Annotated in this window: 9 protein-coding genes; 5 read left to right on the plus strand and 4 right to left on the minus strand. The window is 37.7% G+C overall.

Annotated elements, in window-relative coordinates:
* Positions 1 to 75 precede the first annotated feature (75 nt).
* Positions 76 to 5,355, plus strand: coding sequence for a lamin tail domain-containing metallophosphoesterase family protein (locus tag QUF99_RS06290; RefSeq protein ID WP_289369092.1), 5,280 nt, complete (start codon positions 76 to 78; stop codon positions 5,353 to 5,355).
* 274 nt (positions 5,356 to 5,629) lie between these two features.
* Here the strand turns inward: QUF99_RS06290 and QUF99_RS06295 are convergent, their stop codons facing one another.
* A complete protein-coding gene (locus QUF99_RS06295; protein ID WP_289369093.1) occupies positions 5,630 to 5,854 on the minus strand; it encodes a hypothetical protein in 225 nt (74 codons plus the stop codon).
* 124 nt (positions 5,855 to 5,978) lie between these two features.
* Between QUF99_RS06295 and QUF99_RS06300 the strand changes: the two genes are divergently transcribed.
* The 4 genes from QUF99_RS06300 to QUF99_RS06315 all read left to right on the plus strand — a co-directional run bounded on the left by QUF99_RS06300 (position 5,979) and on the right by QUF99_RS06315 (position 9,847).
* Positions 5,979 to 6,284 (plus strand): gamma-type small acid-soluble spore protein, encoded by a 306-nt coding sequence (locus QUF99_RS06300; RefSeq protein WP_289369094.1) that lies wholly within the window; start codon positions 5,979 to 5,981, stop codon positions 6,282 to 6,284.
* Between the two features lie 384 nt (positions 6,285 to 6,668).
* Positions 6,669 to 6,923 (plus strand): YgaB family protein, encoded by a 255-nt coding sequence (locus QUF99_RS06305; protein ID WP_289369095.1) that lies wholly within the window; start codon positions 6,669 to 6,671, stop codon positions 6,921 to 6,923.
* Between the two features lie 261 nt (positions 6,924 to 7,184).
* Entirely contained in the window at positions 7,185 to 7,715 is a 531-nt protein-coding gene (ntdP, locus tag QUF99_RS06310; protein ID WP_289369096.1) for a nucleoside tri-diphosphate phosphatase, read from the plus strand.
* A gap of 371 nt (positions 7,716 to 8,086) precedes the next feature.
* The gene (locus QUF99_RS06315) at positions 8,087 to 9,847 is read left to right on the plus strand and encodes an ABC transporter ATP-binding protein (RefSeq protein ID WP_289369097.1); all 1,761 of its coding nucleotides are present in this window, start codon (positions 8,087 to 8,089) and stop codon (positions 9,845 to 9,847) included.
* An 11-nt stretch (positions 9,848 to 9,858) separates the two neighbouring features.
* Here QUF99_RS06315 and QUF99_RS06320 read toward each other — a convergent pair whose 3' ends face one another.
* The 3 genes from QUF99_RS06320 to hemL all read right to left on the minus strand — a co-directional run bounded on the left by QUF99_RS06320 (position 9,859) and on the right by hemL (position 17,544).
* Positions 9,859 to 10,947, minus strand: coding sequence for an aromatic acid exporter family protein (locus tag QUF99_RS06320; protein ID WP_289369099.1), 1,089 nt, complete (start codon positions 10,945 to 10,947; stop codon positions 9,859 to 9,861).
* A gap of 659 nt (positions 10,948 to 11,606) precedes the next feature.
* Positions 11,607 to 16,043, minus strand: a complete 4,437-nt coding sequence (locus QUF99_RS06325; protein ID WP_289369101.1) for a glutamate synthase-related protein — start codon at positions 16,041 to 16,043, stop codon at positions 11,607 to 11,609.
* A 211-nt stretch (positions 16,044 to 16,254) separates the two neighbouring features.
* Entirely contained in the window at positions 16,255 to 17,544 is a 1,290-nt protein-coding gene (gene hemL / locus QUF99_RS06330) for a glutamate-1-semialdehyde-2,1-aminomutase (RefSeq protein WP_289369103.1), read from the minus strand.
* Positions 17,545 to 17,560 lie beyond the last annotated feature (16 nt).

The following is a 17,560-nucleotide window of genomic DNA, read 5'->3' on the forward strand; positions in this document are numbered from 1 at the left end:
AAAAATTTCATATTCCCTTAACAAACGACAAATAAAATGAAAGTTGTAATGAAAATTTTAAAAGGGGGATAGGACATGTTTAAAAAAGCAATTCGCTCAGCTGTTGTAGCAACTTTTTTACTCCAAACGTTAGCCGGACCGGCTCACATTACTTTTGCAGAGGAGAAGAATCAACATCAATCAGTTCTCATTTCGGAAGTTCAATATACGGATGAGTTCCGCTATATTGAGTTGTATAATTCATCAACTAAAGTATTAGATATGAGCAAGGTTCAACTGAAGGTAAATGGAAAAGAGTTAATGTTTAAAAATGAAAAGGAAAAACAATCTTTGCAACCAAAAGAAACGAAGTTAATTTTATTTGGAAATAAAACAGTTAATGAGGTAAATGAGCACTATAAGACAGGAATAAAAGAAGATCAAGTATTATTTGCTTCCGATGACATAAGTGACGAACAAATCAAGGTGGAAGTAACAGATGAGCAAAATAAAACAGTAGATGTTCTTGAGGCGCGCAAAACGAATACTGATCATTCGATTCATTCTTTTTGGAATGATACAAAGAAAGAAATAAAAAATGAAATGCCATCACCTGGAACTTATACGATAGTACCATCACAGGAAAATGAAAAAACAACTACAGATCCCGCGAAAAAGGAATCCACACAACCAGAATCCAAGGAAAATACAGAGAAGCAACCCATTACAGCAGATCAAAATAAAAATGAAAAGCCACATCAAGAAACATCACATGTACCAAAAACAAAAGTGAATGCACGAGAAGATTTACCGATCGAATTTCAGCTAGCAAGCACATATGACGGTGCGAAAGTAAACGTTGTGTATCAAAGCGCTTCACAGTTGTTAGTAAAGAAACAAGAAATGAAAAAAGGTGAGAATAATGTATATTCTACCGTTGTTCCAAAACTAGATATTTGGTCCGATACGTTTACATATTGGTTTGAAATTGAACAAAATGGAAAAGTTACTGTATTTCCAGAAAAAGAACGATATGCAAGCACTATTCAGCATCAAGCAGAAGATTATACAAGGAATAGGACAGTCATGATTACTGAACTAATGCCTGATACGATAAATGTAAATGGGAAAGATGGATATGAATTAATAGAGATATACAACAATTCAAGTGAAGCAATACAATTAAAAGATTATAAGCTTATTTATAAGTATTCGGAAACTGGAAGTGAAGATTGGAATTTTACAGAAAATACGACGATTCCATCGAAAGGAACGGCAGTGTTTTGGATTAAAAATGAAGGTAATGCAACATTATCAAAGCAAGACTTTATTCAAGTTTACGGTGGAAATATAAAAGAAGAACAGGTGATTCAAATTGAAACAGATGGAATGTCTAATAGCGGCGGAAGAACCATTCAATTTGCTGATCAGTATGGAACTGTTTTATCGTCTGCAACATATGAAAAGGCGGATGTAAAAGTTGATCAAAGTGTTGCTTACTCATATGGGCCTGGACAAGTAGAAATGCATAAAGTGGGTTTATTTGAAAAAGGAACACCTGGATTACAAGTGCCATTTCAAGTACCGCTAGAGCCAGTAAAGCAACCGGAACAAGGTGAAATTACGATTGAGCATACAGCACCAGCTACTCATACAGAGAAAGAAGACCTCGCTATTACAGCAACCATTAAGGGTGGAGAAAATGTTCAAAATGTAGCTGTCTTGTATACGCAAGATGGAAAACTAGCATATAAAAAAATTCAGATGAATAAAGAAGGGGATGGAGATGTTTATAAGGCGACGATTCCAGCAAAAGAGTTATGGGGGAACTCGTTATTTTATAAAATTGTCGTGCAAGGCAATCAAAAAACAATTGAAAAGTCTTATGAAACAAAAATTGAGCATGCAAAAATAGATTCGCAAAGCATACCGCCATTTTTAATTACCGAAGTGACTCCAGATACGACGAATGTTGGGAAAGCAGATGGCTATGAATTTATTGAAGTGTATAACAATAGCAAGCAAGATATTAATTTTAAGGATTATACGATTCGATATCGTTATCCATCTGAAGGGCCAGAGGGAGATTTAATTTGGGGTTCTACTCTAGATGATGTTGTAATTCCATCAGGACAATCCCTCGTATTTTGGATTATAAACGGTGAAAACAATGAGAAAACGGTAGTTGATTTTAATAAACAATTTGGTGCGAACTTAGTAGAAAATAAAAATATTGTTAGAATATACTCAAATGGAATGGCGAATGGAAGCTCCCGTGGCATTATTGTAGCAACGAAGACGGGGAAAGAAATTGCAGCTGCATACTATAATGATCAAGCAAGCCCAGCAGATGTGAAAGAGAATAAGGGAATTCTATATCGATATCCACAAGATGGCTCACAGATGATGCAAAAAGTTAGTGGTGCAGAGCATAACGCATCACCCGGAACTGTTTTAGAAGGACAAGTTCCAGCTGAACGAGTTGCTTTGAAAGAGGATACGATTGCACCGACAATTTCACATAAAGCGGTAACAGAGCCAATCGCTGAATTTCAAGATCATAAATTGACTTTTGGCGTTCTTGATAACGAACAAGTTAAAGCCGTAAAGTTATATTATAAGACGAATCCCAATGCAGAATATAAAGCTGAAAACTTAGTAGAAGATCGCGTGGATAAAAAATATCATTATACCATTTACTCACCTGAATTAATTGGAAAAGAAAATATAACATATTACGTGGAAGCTTCTGATGGCATTAATGTAGTGAAAAGTGATACGTATACCGTTCAAATTGCTGGAGAGAAAGACAAAGGGCCACTTCGTTTAAATGTAAAAGATGATGAAGTACTGGCAAATCAAGCTTTATTAAAAGGAACTTCTTTATCGGTCAGCCCAGAACAAGTTTCTCTTTCGGTGGATGGGAAAAAAGTAGAGACGAATACGTATCGTGCTTTAGAAAAACCTGCCTATTTTGCTTTTGATGTAAAGCAGACAGATTTATATTTTAAAAATGCAGTAACGATTGGAAACGAAGTATTGCGCATATTTGATGATACGTATAGTGATTACATCACATTAACTGTAAAAATTGATCAATCAAAAATTAAATATAACGAACCATTAAAAATCGATATTCGGTCTGGAACGAAAACGTCTCCATTTGATGATAGAGAAGAAGAGAACAAAGATGATTTTTATGTGAAGAATGTTCGTCTTGTGTTAGCAGATGGCACGACGTTATATGATCCGAATTTTGCAAATCCAAATCAAGAATTATCAGTTGGAGATGGTGATACATCAACACCAGTGTTTACATTTGGCTTCCAAGTTCCAGAAGACAAATTTATTTCAAATGCGTATTTATGGGATACAAAACAAGTAAAGGATGGAAAGCATCGAATTGCAGTGGAAGATGGTGTGAATAAAGAAGCCGCTGCAAATGTAAAAGTAGATAATACACCACCACAACTTTCTACTACTGTACAAAATGGGAAAAAATATAAAGGGAAAATTCCAATCGATGTAACAGCTACGGATGACATAGCGGGAGTGAAAAATAAAAAGGTTATATTGGACGGGAAAGAAATTATAACTCCTTATGAAACATCATCTGGGCAATTAGCTGCAGGTAAGCATGAGTTACATGTAGAAGCAGAGGATCAAGTGGGAAATCGGCAAGAAAAAACAATTGTATTTGAGACATGGGCAGAAGATCCAACAGATCCAACTCCAATCACTCCAAAAGATGGAGAAGAAAATGTGAGTACAAATGCTACGCTTGAGGCGAAAGTAACCGATCCGACGAACGATGCAATGAAAGTAACATTCTATAAAGGGTATACTTACAAGCCAAATCAAACGGACCGCATGGAAATCACAGAAAACGCTATAGAACACGAACCACCGCAAGCTTTTGAAGTAAGTGGAGAGAAGAATTTTAATCAAGATCAATTAAGTAAAATCAGTAAAAAAGATGGGGAATATTATACAACAGAATCGATAGAGAAGTTTCCATATCATCGTTTTGATGTGTCAGTTGCCGATGATGTAAAGAATGATGATAAAGTAGAAGTGAAGTGGTATGGTCATTCTTTAGAAGGAAGAAAAGTAACAATGTATGCTTGGAATTATACGAACAATAAGTGGACGGAACTTACATCTAAAATCGCTGGTGATAAAGACTTTGAATTAAAAGGTACTGCCGTAGCGAAAGAATATGTGAAGGATAAGAAAGTAAGTGTAATCGTACAAGACCAAATTCCAAGTTCACCAGATAAATTCGACTATACATTTGTATGGATGTCAGATACGCAGTATTATGCTGAAAGCTATCCGCACATTTATAAAAGTCAGGTAGATTGGATTGCAGCGCAAAAAAAACCATTGAATATTCAATATGTATTCCATACAGGGGATCTTGTTGATAAATCCTATCAAGAGTTCCAATGGCAGCGTGCAGATGAATATATGAAAGTGCTTGAAAATGCGAATGTACCGTATGGTGTATTAGCTGGAAATCATGATGTGAACCATAAAGATGAAGATTATACAGCGTACTCAAAATATTTTGGAGACTGGCGTTTTAAAGATAAGCCATATTACGGTGAAAGTTATAAGGATAATCGTGGTCATTATGATTTGATTTCAGCAAAAGGTAATGACTTTATTATGATATATATGGGATGGGGTGTTACAGATGAAGATATTCAATGGGTGAAGGACGTATTGCAGAAATATCCAAATCGAAAAGCGATTTTATCATTCCATGAATATTTACTTGTATCTGGTAATCGGAGCCCAATCGGTGACAAAATTTTTAATGAAGTAGTTAAGCCGAATAAGAATATTTTAGCGGTATTAAGTGGACATTATCATGATAGTGAAACGTTAGTTGATGAAATTGATGACGATGGAGATGGCGTAGCAGATCGTAAAGTATATCAAATGTTGGCAGATTATCAAGGTGGTCCAGAGGGTGGACAAGGTTATATGCGCCTTTTACAATTTGATACAACGGCAAACAAAATGTATGTTAAAACATACTCTCCTTATTTAAATGAATATAATTTCTATAAACCAGAAGAATATCCAGGTAAAGATGAATTTGAACTTGATGTCGATCTAAAACCTGCAGTAAAACAAGTTGCAACGGATTACGTAGAAGTAAATGTATATACAAATGAAGTGATTGGTAAAGATGACTTTGTTGCAAACTGGCGTAATGCAAAAGTAAAATGGGAGAACTTAAAGGAAAATACGACGTATCATTGGTATATAAAAGCAGAGGATCGTTATGGCGGTCAAGTGACTTCACCAGTTTGGTCATTCACAACAGGAAAGAAAACATGGAGATGGAACGTGTTCCCCAATTAGGGAACACGTTTTTTACATGCAATAGAAGTCCTCTTCCTCAAGCACGTGCAGGGCATAGCACAGGTGATAAGGAGAGGATGAATGTTGGTTGTGCATAGCACGAAGCTTCTATTTCCTTTTTATCCCGCTATTTGCGAGCAGCAATACCCTCACCTCAAAGTTCGGCAAGAAGCAAAGAAGTCAGATAGGGGATAAATCGCCCGTAAAAGCTTGATTGGTGAGGGCTAATGATTAGTGGGGGATGAAGAACCCTCCCACTGATCAAAGTTTCACTTTATTCGCAAGAAATTTTCGTACCATGCGTCCAATTAGCTTCGTTTCTTTGAAGACCGCCTCGTGATTCAATTTCTTTTATAATTTCTTTGTAGACGGTTTGGCCTTCGACGTTTAAATAAGGCATGATTTGCTGTAAGGAATGATGAAAGTAAGCTAATTCATCTTTCTCCCACTTTTCTTTTGAAATCATAGATAGTTCTGTCATATCGCGTCCAACGTACATGGTCACACCTCCATCATCTGTAGTTTGAATGAGCTGTTAAAGATATATGCGCTAATTTAAAAATATTTTTACGGATATCTTTTGGCAAGATTGGTTACATTATTTGTTGTGGAGGTGAGAAAAGATGAACAAAAAACAACAAGGCTACAATAAAACAACTTCTGGTGCTAGCATTCAAAGTGCGAAACAACAAAACGCTAGCTATGGTACAGAATTTGCAACTGAGACAAATGTGCAAGCAGTAAAACAACAAAATGCACAAGCTGAAGCGAAAAAATCACAAGCTTCTAGTGCTAGTCTTCAAAGTGCACAACAACAAAATGCTAGCTATGGTACAGAGTTTGCAACTGAAACAAACGTGCAGCAAGTAAAACAACAAAATGCACAATCAGCAGCGAAAAAATCACAAGCTTCTAGTAATAATCAGTAACAAAGAAAAACACTCCTCGGCTCAAGAGGAGTGTTTTCTTTGTTATATTTCAATGGGATTTTTACCTACTTGGAATGAAAAAAATACAGCACAACAGGGAAGGATTATTACTTCTAGAGTTTTTGAGAGGCGACATAACTTCTAATAAGTCAACAAATGTAGTCAAAGGAGATGTAAGGGGAATATCCGAAACTATGTAATAGAGGAAGTTCAAAAAGTCCGGTAAAGATAGCTGCCCTATTTCTTCGTTACGTCGCCAGTCCGGTACTCATGTAGTTCCATCTACACTCCGTATCCTCCTGGCTTCCGTGCCTCGAACTGCTCGGCTCTCTTTATCCTCCTTTTTGAACACATACTAATAGATATATTAAAAGGGGGTAAACGATGAATTCATTTGATAAGTTGGTAGGAGAGCAGTTGCAAACAATGGATGAATTGTTGAAGTTACAAGCACATTTAGAGAAGTACCAACAGATCGAAACGAGTAAACAAGAAGAGCAGGATAAGAAAGATTTGCATTTTATTCGTCAAGAAATACATAAGACAGAGCGGGCTTTAAAGCTGTTACATGAAAAATTTGAACAGCAAACAAATGAAGTAATTCATTCTTTTGAAACTGAAAAAGTGAGTTCGAACTAAGAGGCGATGTTATATATCGGCTCTTTAGTTGTGAATGCTCCCCCTTTAACACTCTAACAAGCTGTTGAAGAGGGAGGTTTTTGTCATTGAGCTATGCCTACACATACTGGAGAAAAGGGGATTCCATCGGTTTAGTTTTAAAATTTTGACAAAAACGTTATAATAGAAAAAAAGTGAATTCGGCTCAATGTATTTTTAAAAAGGACTATAATAGATAGGACAACTTTAGAAGAGAGTTCACAGTGAAAGAAGGGAGCATGTATGGGATTTCCAAAAGAAGGAGAAAAAGTACAAATACATAGTTATAAACATAATGGCTCCATTCATAGAATGTGGGAAGAGACTACGATTTTAAAAGGGACACAAAGTCTTGTAATTGGTGCAAATGATCGAACTGTCGTAACGGAATCAGATGGCCGAACATGGATTACTCGTGAGCCTGCCATCTGTTATTTTCATGCGAACTATTGGTTTAATGTCATCGGGATGTTAAGACAAGAGGGTGTATACTATTATTGTAATTTAAGCTCTCCATTTGCATATGACTCTGAAGCGTTAAAGTATATTGACTATGATTTGGACATTAAAGTATATCCAGATATGACATATACACTTTTAGATGAAGATGAGTATGAGAAGCATAGCCAGCTTATGAATTACCCTGCTGTAATCGATCCGATTCTAAAGCGAAATGTAGCGTGCTTAACACAGTGGATTCATCAAAGAAAAGGACCGTTTGCACCAGATTTTGTTGACATGTGGTATGAACGGTATTTAATGTATAGGGATTAGAGCAGACCTGCAGGGAAATTCCCGCAGGTTTGTCCTATTAAAGAGGACGTTCAAAAAGTCCGGTAAAGATAGCTTTCGCATTTCTTCGTTGCATCGCCAGTCCAGTACTCATGTAGTTCCATCTACACGTCGTATCCTCCTGGCTTCTGCGCCTCGAACTGCTCGGCTCTCTTTATCCTCCTGTTTGAACAGGTATTTTTAGAGGAAGTTCAAAAAGTCCGGTAAAGAGAGCTTTCGCATTTCTTCGTTGCATCGCCAGTCCGGTACGCATGTAGTTCCATCTACACTTCGTATCCTCCTGGCGTCCGCGCCTCGGACTGCTCGGCTCTCTTTATCCTCCTGTTTGAACACGCACTTAAAGGGGGAACTGTATGGAAGGTATAAAACGATATTTGCAATTTGTGAGGCCATACCGGTGGCTCATTGCAATCACAATTATTATTGGGTTGATTAAGTTTGGTATTCCGCTTATTATGCCATGGTTATTAAAATACATTATTGATGATGTAATTCAAGGAGGGGGATCTCTTCAAGAAAAAACATCGCAATTAGTAACGGCAGTTGGAATTGCCTTTTTTATTTTTGCAGTACTTAGACCGCCAGTTGAATATTATCGTCAATATTTTGCACAACGTATCGGGAATACAGTGCTATACGATTTACGAAAATATATATTTGGTCATTTGCAAAAGTTAAGCTTACGCTATTATTCGAATACAAAAACAGGTGAAATTATTTCGCGTGTGATTCATGATGTAGAACAGACAAAGGATTTTGTTATTACGGGACTCATGAATGTCTGGTTGGATACAGCAACTATCTTTATTGCAATTGCAGTTATGTTTTCGATGAACATAAAGCTAACGCTTGTTGCGTTATTAATTTTGCCAATCTATGTTGTGGCGGTGAAATATTTTTTCGGACGTCTTCGAAAATTAACGAAAGAGCGTTCGCAAGCATTGGCAGCGATGCAAGGTTATTTACATGAACGTATTCAAGGGATGCAAGTGACGCGTAGTTTTGCATTAGAAGAATATGAAAAAGGACAGTTTGAAGAGAAAAATAATGATTTTTTAACGAAAGCATTAACACATACAAGTTGGACGGCACGAACATTTTCTACAGTCAATACATTAACGGATTTAGGTCCGCTCCTTGTCATTGCGTTTGCAGCATATGAGGTTATTCAAGGCTCCATAACACTTGGAACGATGGTTGCTTTTGTTGGATATATGGATAGTTTGTATAGTCCACTCCGTCGCCTTGTGAATTCTTCTACGACATTGACACAGTCATTTGCTTCAATGGATCGGGTTTTTGAGTTGCTAGACGAAAAATATGATATTGTGAATACTCCAAATGCAATAGAGCAAAAAAAGTTACAGGGTGAAATTGTCTTTGATCAAGTTTCTTTTCGTTATAATGCAGATGAGCAAGATGTATTACATCACCTTTCTTTTTCAATTGAGCCAGGAGAGAAAGTTGCACTCGTTGGAGCGAGCGGTGGAGGAAAATCATCACTTGCCAGTTTGATTCCGCGCTTTTATGATGTTTCAAGCGGCGCAATTTATGTAGATGGTATTGATGTGAGGAATTATGATGTAAGAAATTTACGTAGTCATATAGGCATTGTGTTACAAGATAATATTTTGTTTAGTGATACAATTCAAGCTAATATTTTATATGGGAATCCGAAAGCTATAGAGGAAGAGGTAATTGCTGCAGCCAAAGCAGCACAAATTCATGATTTTATTACGAATTTGCCAGAAGGCTATGATACAGTCGTTGGAGAAAGAGGCGTGAAATTGTCTGGCGGACAAAGGCAGCGCGTAGCGATTGCACGTGTGTTCTTGAAAAACCCATCCTTGCTTATATTAGATGAGGCAACGTCGGCCTTAGACTTGGAGAATGAACGACATATTCAAGAAGCTTTGCAAACATTAGCTTTTGATCGTACGACGATTATCATTGCTCATAGATTAGCTACGATTACGCATGTAGATACAATCATTTATATAGAAGATGGTGCAATTAAAGAAAAGGGATCTCATGAGCAATTAATGCAAAAACGAGGGTTTTATTATAATTTATATCAAATTCAACATATAACAGAAACAGCCCCTTCATCATGAAAGGGCTGTTTTTATTCATCTTCTTTTTTTTCTTCAATTCGTAGTTCATCTTTTGGACTGTGGTAGGTATAAAAGCTATCTACAAGTAAATCTAAATGTTCCACTTCTTCACTGTAGTTAATAATAGATGAGATAAGAGGAAAGAGGTGTAACCATATGGTATATGATTCTTCATCATCCTTGTTTTGATAGTCCATAAATATATCAATAAGTTCTTGTTTGCCAGTCTCTATTTCATCAAGCATTTCAATAGATTGTTGTTTTTTTGCCTTACCAATAAATTTTAATAAGACTTGTTCATGATAATGCGTTAATGAATCAAGTTCGTTCTGAATGGATTCTTGAAATGATTCTGGCATATATCGTAATTCGTTTTCAGTGCGATGTAATGCCTTTAGCAGACTTAAAGCACGACTTGTTGTAGCTAACATTTGTCTAAATAAGACGAGTTTACGAATTTTTGCAAATTGCACTTTCTTCGTATAACTTCTTTCTTCTTTATAAAGTAAGTAGTAATGATTTAATTTAATCATTTTTTCTTTCATACGATCGATATCTGTTTTTAGCGTTGTAAAATCAGAAGCTTGCCTGCTGTTCATACGAATCCATTTCACAATTTCTTCTGTATTATCAACAATGCGATGATACAGCTTCGTTTCGTATTTCGGTGGCATAAAGACTAAGTTTACAAGTGAAGCTGCAATAATTCCGGTCATAATGGTTGCAAAGCGGAGTAAAGCAAAATCAAAGAAATTATTTCCTTGATATTCCATAATCGCAATGACCGTTACTAAAGCAATTGATATTGTGTTTTCTAAACGTAATTGTAGTGTGAGAGCAATAACTAATATACAAGTTAATCCAATAATAAAAGGATTGTTTCCAAAAGCAAAAGCAAAAGCAATAGCGAATACAGCACCGATTACGTTCGCTTGAATTTGTTCCAGTGCTGTCAAATATGAGCGGTATACAGAGGGCTGTACAGCAAAAATTGCTGAAATCCCTGCAAATACTGGACTCGGCAGATGGAGCAAGATACAAGCAAATAAAGCTAATGTAATGGCAATACCGGTTTTTAAAATGCGAGCACCAAGTTTCATACCCTTTTTAATATCCTTTCTCTTGTCATAATGAATGTACAACATGATACTATACATTCATTACAATATGTTAGCAAGTGATATTTTAGTGGAAGTTCAAAAAGTCCGGTAAAGATAGCTGTCGCATTTCTTCGTTACGTTACCAGTCCGGTACTCATGTAGTTCCAGCTACACTCCGTATCCTCCTGGCTTCCGTGCCTCGAACTGCTCGGCTCTCTTTATCCTCCTTTTTGAACACGTATTTTTAGTGGAAGTTCAAAAATTCCGGTAAAGATAGCTGTCGCATTTCTTCGTTACGTTACCAGTCCGGTACTCATGTAGTTCCAGCTACACTCCGTATCCCTCCTGGCTTCCGTGCCTCGAACTGCTCGGCTCTCTTTATCCTCCTTTTTGAACATAGTGGAAGTTCAAAAATTCCGGTAAAGATAGCTGTCGCATTTCTTCGTTGCATCGCCAGTCTGGTACTCATGTAGTTCCAGCTACACTCCGTATCCTCCTGGCTTCTGCGCCTCGAACTGCTCGGCTCTCTTTATCCTCCGTTTGAACACATACTTTTAGTGAAAAAACCTGCTGAATTTCAGCAGGTTTTCAAATTGTTATTATAGATTACTATGTGATGCTCGCTTCGTCAATTGTTAACAGCGGTAAATCGTAGTGCATCATTCAGTTGAAATAGATGGATCCGCTTGTTCTCTTTTTGGAATGACTTCATAAAAGTGAAGTGGAATGTCATCTAACAATGGTGTTAAGAAAGCAACTTCTTCAAATTGTTCATGCTCATTTAATACACGAATATAGTCTAATAATAATTCTGTGACGTCTGATTTTCCGTTTTTGCTAAGTGGACGCAATGTAACATTCGCCCCTTTTGCAATTCTTTTTTGTAAAGCGGATTCTGTTAAGCCAAGTTCTGGTTGATGACGTAAGTAGACAACACCGCCAGTCATACCAGCACAAATCCAAGGACCAGGATCGCCAAGGACAACAGCGCGCCCATTTGTCATATATTCAAAAGCAAAGCCTTTTATATTCGCATGAACCCCAAGATTACCGTGCTCTTTTTCTCGAAGTGGTTTTGTGATTCTACCCCCAATAATCATATCGGCTCCAGATAGGCGGATGCCAGCGCGGGCATCTGCATTTCCTTGTGCGTATAATGCTCCTTTTTGAGCACCGTATCCAAATCCTTTTCCGACAGAACCGTTATAGTATGCGCCATCTTTTCCTCTTGCTTTTGTAATATAAATGCCACCGCCAAACGACGTTTTTCCGATGCCATCTTGTGCGCCACCATTTACGTGAATAAATAAATTTTCACTATTATAAGCACCTAATCCGTTTCCAGGAACCGAACCATTTGTATATTTTAATGTAATTGGTTCAAGCACACTGTTTTCGTATAATTTACTACGGATACGGTAGCAAGATTCCAGGCCGCCCATAACGCGTTGCTCTACACCAACTCCAACTAGTTCTTTTGACTGGAATGAAGAGGCGGCTGCACTATGTTTCTGCTGGTGCGTTTCTGTTACGTCATAAGGTGTTTGGTTGATCGTTTGTAGTAAATTTTGTAAATCTAATAGCTGTGTTCCGCGTATTTGTTCTAGCAAATCGGAACGACCGACAATTTCTTGTAAATTTGTATAACCAAGTTGGCCTGTTAAACGTTTGAGTTCTGTGCCAAAGGTAGTAAATAAATGCAATAATCCCCCTACAGCAAGTTCAAATTGGCGGGGAACAAAGCGGCGCAGGCCGTGTTCTTTCGCTTGTGCTTCTGACTCAATTTGCGTTGCAATACCGACGTGACATGTATCTAAGTGACAGCCGCGACATGTTGTACAACCAATTGCAATCATGGAAAGGGTACCAAAGCCAATACGATTTGCACCTAGAAGCATAATTTTTAATGCATCATTTACACTACGAATACCGCCGTCTGCCCAAATTTCTACATTGTGTCTCATATCGGCCTCTAATAGAGCGTTATGAGCAGCTTTTACGCCAATTTCAACTGGAAGACCGACGTGCTGTAAGGCGTGAATACGTGCAGCACCTGTTCCCCCATCGAATCCACTAATATTAATAAAATCAGCACCAGCTTTCGCAGTCCCTACGGCAATGGTTCCAATATTCGGAACGACAGGAACTTTAACAGCGACTTGTGCGTGTTGGTTAGCTGTTTTAATTTCCGTAATAATCTGTGCTAAGTCTTCAATTGAATAAATATCATGATTATTGGAAGGAGAGATTAAATCTGAACCAATTGTTGCATTTCGGGCTTCTGCAATTTTGGAAGTTACTTTTGATCCAGGTAAATGTCCACCTTCACCCGGTTTTGCGCCTTGCCCAATTTTTATTTCAATTAAATTCGATGAGTTTAACAGTTCTGCATTCACACCAAAGCGCCCTGATGCAATTTGTTGTCCGCGTGTATGCGGATATTTGCCAATCATATCTTTAATTTCTCCGCCCTCACCGTTTAAACTAATCATATTAAGGCGATTCGCGGCTTCTGCGTAAGCACGGAAGGCAATTTCGTTTTGGGAACCGAATGACATGGAACTAATAATAAATGGCAAGTTATGTTTTTTTATGTGAATGGAAACACGTTCAGTTGGCACAGGTTGATTCGCCTTTTTTATTTGGAGAAGATGACGAATTGAAATTGGATTTTTGTCTTCTAATTCCGCCAGTTTTTCACGGTAATCATCGTAAGTATTTCCTTTTGCGATATCACCAATTGCTTTCCAAACGCGTGGGAAAATATGAAACGTTTTTCTCATTCTCACCTTTGGATCATTATAATCAAGTGCCCGTGCTTTTGCGTCTTCTGCTAGAGAATCGAGTGAAAATGCTAATGCATCGGATCCTAAAAAGTTCGTGATTTGTAATGTGTGTGCAATTTCCTCATGTAGGCCAATAGAAGAGAAGAGACGACCGTAGCCGCGCAATTCATGAATTCCAATGGTTGAAATGACCTTTTCTAGTCCTTTATTTAAGGCAGTGTATAAGTTAACAATTGGCTTTGTCGTTCCGTCATTTACAGTTGCAAACATTAAGTATGGATTAATAACATCAGCACCTAAACCATATAGTGTAACAATATCGTGTAAGGAGCGAAGGGCACCCGATCTTATCACAATGGAGCATTTCCGTCTTACTTTATTCTGCGTTAGTTCTTGATGTACTTTTGCTGTAATTAAATGTGGATCAATCCATAATTGATCATTTTGATGCGACTTTGCATCATCTAGTAATAAAAGAGAGGCTCCTTTTTTTATAGCTGTCACTGCTTCTGCACTAATCCGGTTTAGTGCATGATCTAAAGTTTCTGATGCTGTAAAGGTAACAGATAATGTATAAACAGCGCTATGGGTTGCAAATAGGCGTACGAGTTGTTCGTATGTTACTGTTTCTACATCTTCAGTTGCTAATTGTCCTAGTTCACCTTCCAGGACAATTGGAGATAGAAGTTCAGTGACAAAGGATGGTTCAGTTTGACCGGATAAACTCGGACGCTCTCCTAGCACTGTACGTGTAGAAAAGTGTTCAACTTCTCGGTCGCGGTCAATTGCTGGATTTGTAACGACAGCAACGCTTTCTTTTATAAAATCAGCGATGTTTCGTCTGTCGGTATCAAGTGCGGCAAGCGGGGCATCATGTCCGAGTGAACGAATGGGTTCTACGCCTTTCGTTGCCATTTGCTCAAGAAGCTGGATATGTTCACGGTCCCAGCCGAAAGCTACATATTGCTCTGTTTCAACTTGGGAAATGTTAGATAAATCTTTCAATTTATCTACACTAGCTGTAGATAAATTGAAATGATAGTTTGTAAAGTCAATGCGTTGTCTCAAACGTTTATATACTTCTTTTTGGTATGATTCATATTCATATAGCACAAGAGTACCTTGATCATCCCATTTCAATCCGACTTTTTCTCCAGGAGCGAGTGATTTTGGTTCTGCTACATATTCAGCTGGTGAGACAACACCCGGCTCAGAAGAAAAGATATAGGAGCTTTCGGTTTCAACTTTCCAAACGGGTCGTAATCCGAGCGAATCTACACTAAAAACCGCTTCATCTTTATAGCGTGAAATGATGCCAGCTGGTCCTTGTGCAAAATGTCCCCATGCCTCACGGATATACGTATATAAGTCTTGCATATGTGGTTCGTATAATTTGATTTCATTAATAATAGGTGGAAATAATACATCCATCGCTTCAAATAGGCTATAGTTGTAGTTTACGAGAAGTGTTTCTAAGGTGCGGTTTAAATCTTGAGAGTCACTGCCTCCAGCAGTAAGTGGTACATCAATCATTTCAGCTTGGTCACGTAATTTGGCAATTGTGTTAATTTCGCCATTATGTCCAAGGGAGCTAAATGGTTGCACACGAAAAAAGTTAGATAATGTGTTTGTTGAATAGCGGTTATGTCCAAGTGTCATTGTTGATGCAATGAGCGGATGTTGTAAGTCATCATAGTATGCAACAAGTGTATCGCCAGCTCCAAGAACTTTGTAAACAACATGATCATGGCTTAATGAAGCCACATGGACTGCTTCATTTTCTTCAATTGTAATGGTTAAAGAAAATAGTGCTTGATCCATATTTTCTTTTGCTGTTTCTGAAAGGATAGCAACTTGCCAAAATACAGGCTCTTCTTGTTTGCCCAGAGGGCCAAGAGCATCAGAATTTATAACATCCTCACTTTCGAAGATAATTGTGAAGTTTTCATTTTGTAATTTTGTACGAATCTCACTTTGTAAATCAGCCGGATTTCCTTTCTTATTTAGAAAAAAATGTCCAACGATAAAGTGGGGATGATCCACAATCGCTGGATTATATCCGCTGTTGTTTAACTTTTTTTTCCAAAGAGCTTTCGGTAAATCGATATGAACCCCAATGCCGTCACCTTCGCCATTAATAAAGCCAGCGCGATGATTCATTTTTACAAGCGATTGTATACATAAATCGATATTTTCTTTTGTTGGAACATTTTTCTTCTCCATAACGGAAACGATTCCACAGGCATCGTGTTCTGCGTTTGCATAATTTCGAAATAAAGACGGTGTCCATTTATTTGTATTGTTAGGCATCCGTCAATCCCCCCTTTGATATAAAATTAGCAATAATCTAACTATTCAAGACGTAAATTGCCTTGTAGACAATGAAACAACAAACGTGAACATTAAAAAAGCGAATAATTATGAATAATTATACTATTAATACGAAATTTATGAAATAGAAAAAAGAAAAAAATAGAGGAGAGCCTCTATTTTTTTCTTTTTATCAAGTATTTCATTGGGATTATGCTAAAGAAGCAAATGCTCTGCCAACAGCTTCAATTGTATATTCGATATCTTCTTTTGTATGTTCTGTTGTTAAGAACCATGCTTCATATTTAGAGGGAGCTAAGTTGATTCCTTCATGAAGCATAAGCTTAAAGAACTTACCAAACATCTCACCGTCTGTATTTTTTGCAGTATCATAATCGTCTATTGTATCTGTTGTGAAGTAGACCGTTAATGCACCTTTTAGGCGATTTATTGTAATATCGATGTTATGTTTTTCTGCTTGCTCTAGAATACCTTTTTCAAGCATTGCGCCAAGCTCGTCTAATTTTTCATATAAACCTTCTTGTTGCAGCACTTCTAAGCATGCAATGCCTGCTGACATAGAAGCTGGGTTTCCAGCCATTGTACCAGCTTGGTAAGCAGGTCCGAGCGGAGCAACTTGTTCCATAATTTCTTTCTTACCACCGTATGCACCGATTGGAAGACCGCCGCCGATTACTTTACCAAGTGCTGTTAAGTCAGGTGTTACACCAAGTAAGTCTTGAGCGCCACCATACATAAAGCGGAAAGCTGTAATCACTTCATCATAAATGACTAATGCGCCGGCCTTGTGAACAAGTTCGTTTACTTTTTCAAGGAAGCCAGGTTTCGGCTCTACAATTCCGAAGTTCCCAACGATTGGTTCTACAAGAATGGCAGCTACTTCATGTCCCCATTTATCTAATGCTTCTTTTAATGTTTCTACATTATTAAATGGAACTGTAATTACTTCTTGAGCGATGCTTTGTGGTACACCAGCAGAATCCGGAGTACCAAGTGTGGAAGGACCAGAACCAGCTGCTACAAGTACTAAGTCAGAATGGCCATGGTAGCAACCAGCAAATTTCATAATTTTTGTGCGACCTGTATAAGCACGGGCCACACGAATTGTTGTCATAACAGATTCAGTACCAGAGTTCACGAAACGAACTTTATCTAATGCAGGCATTGCCTCTTTTAACATTTTTGCAAATTTTACTTCTAGTGCTGTTGGTGTTCCGTATAATACACCATTTTCAGCAGCTGTTTTGATTGCTTCTGTTACATGAGGGTGAGCATGCCCTGTAATGATTGGGCCATATGCTGCTAAGTAATCGATATATTTGTTACCATCTACATCCCAGAAATAAGCACCTTTCCCGCGTTCCATTGCAACAGGTGAACCGCCACCAACTGCTTTGAAAGAACGAGAAGGGCTGTTTACACCACCAACGATATGTTCTAATGCTTCTTTATGTAATGCTTCTGATTTTGTGAAATTCACTACAATTCATCTCCTT

The sequence above is a fragment of the Bacillus sp. DX4.1 genome (genome assembly GCF_030348195.1).
Classification (GTDB): domain Bacteria; phylum Bacillota; class Bacilli; order Bacillales; family Bacillaceae_G; genus Bacillus_A.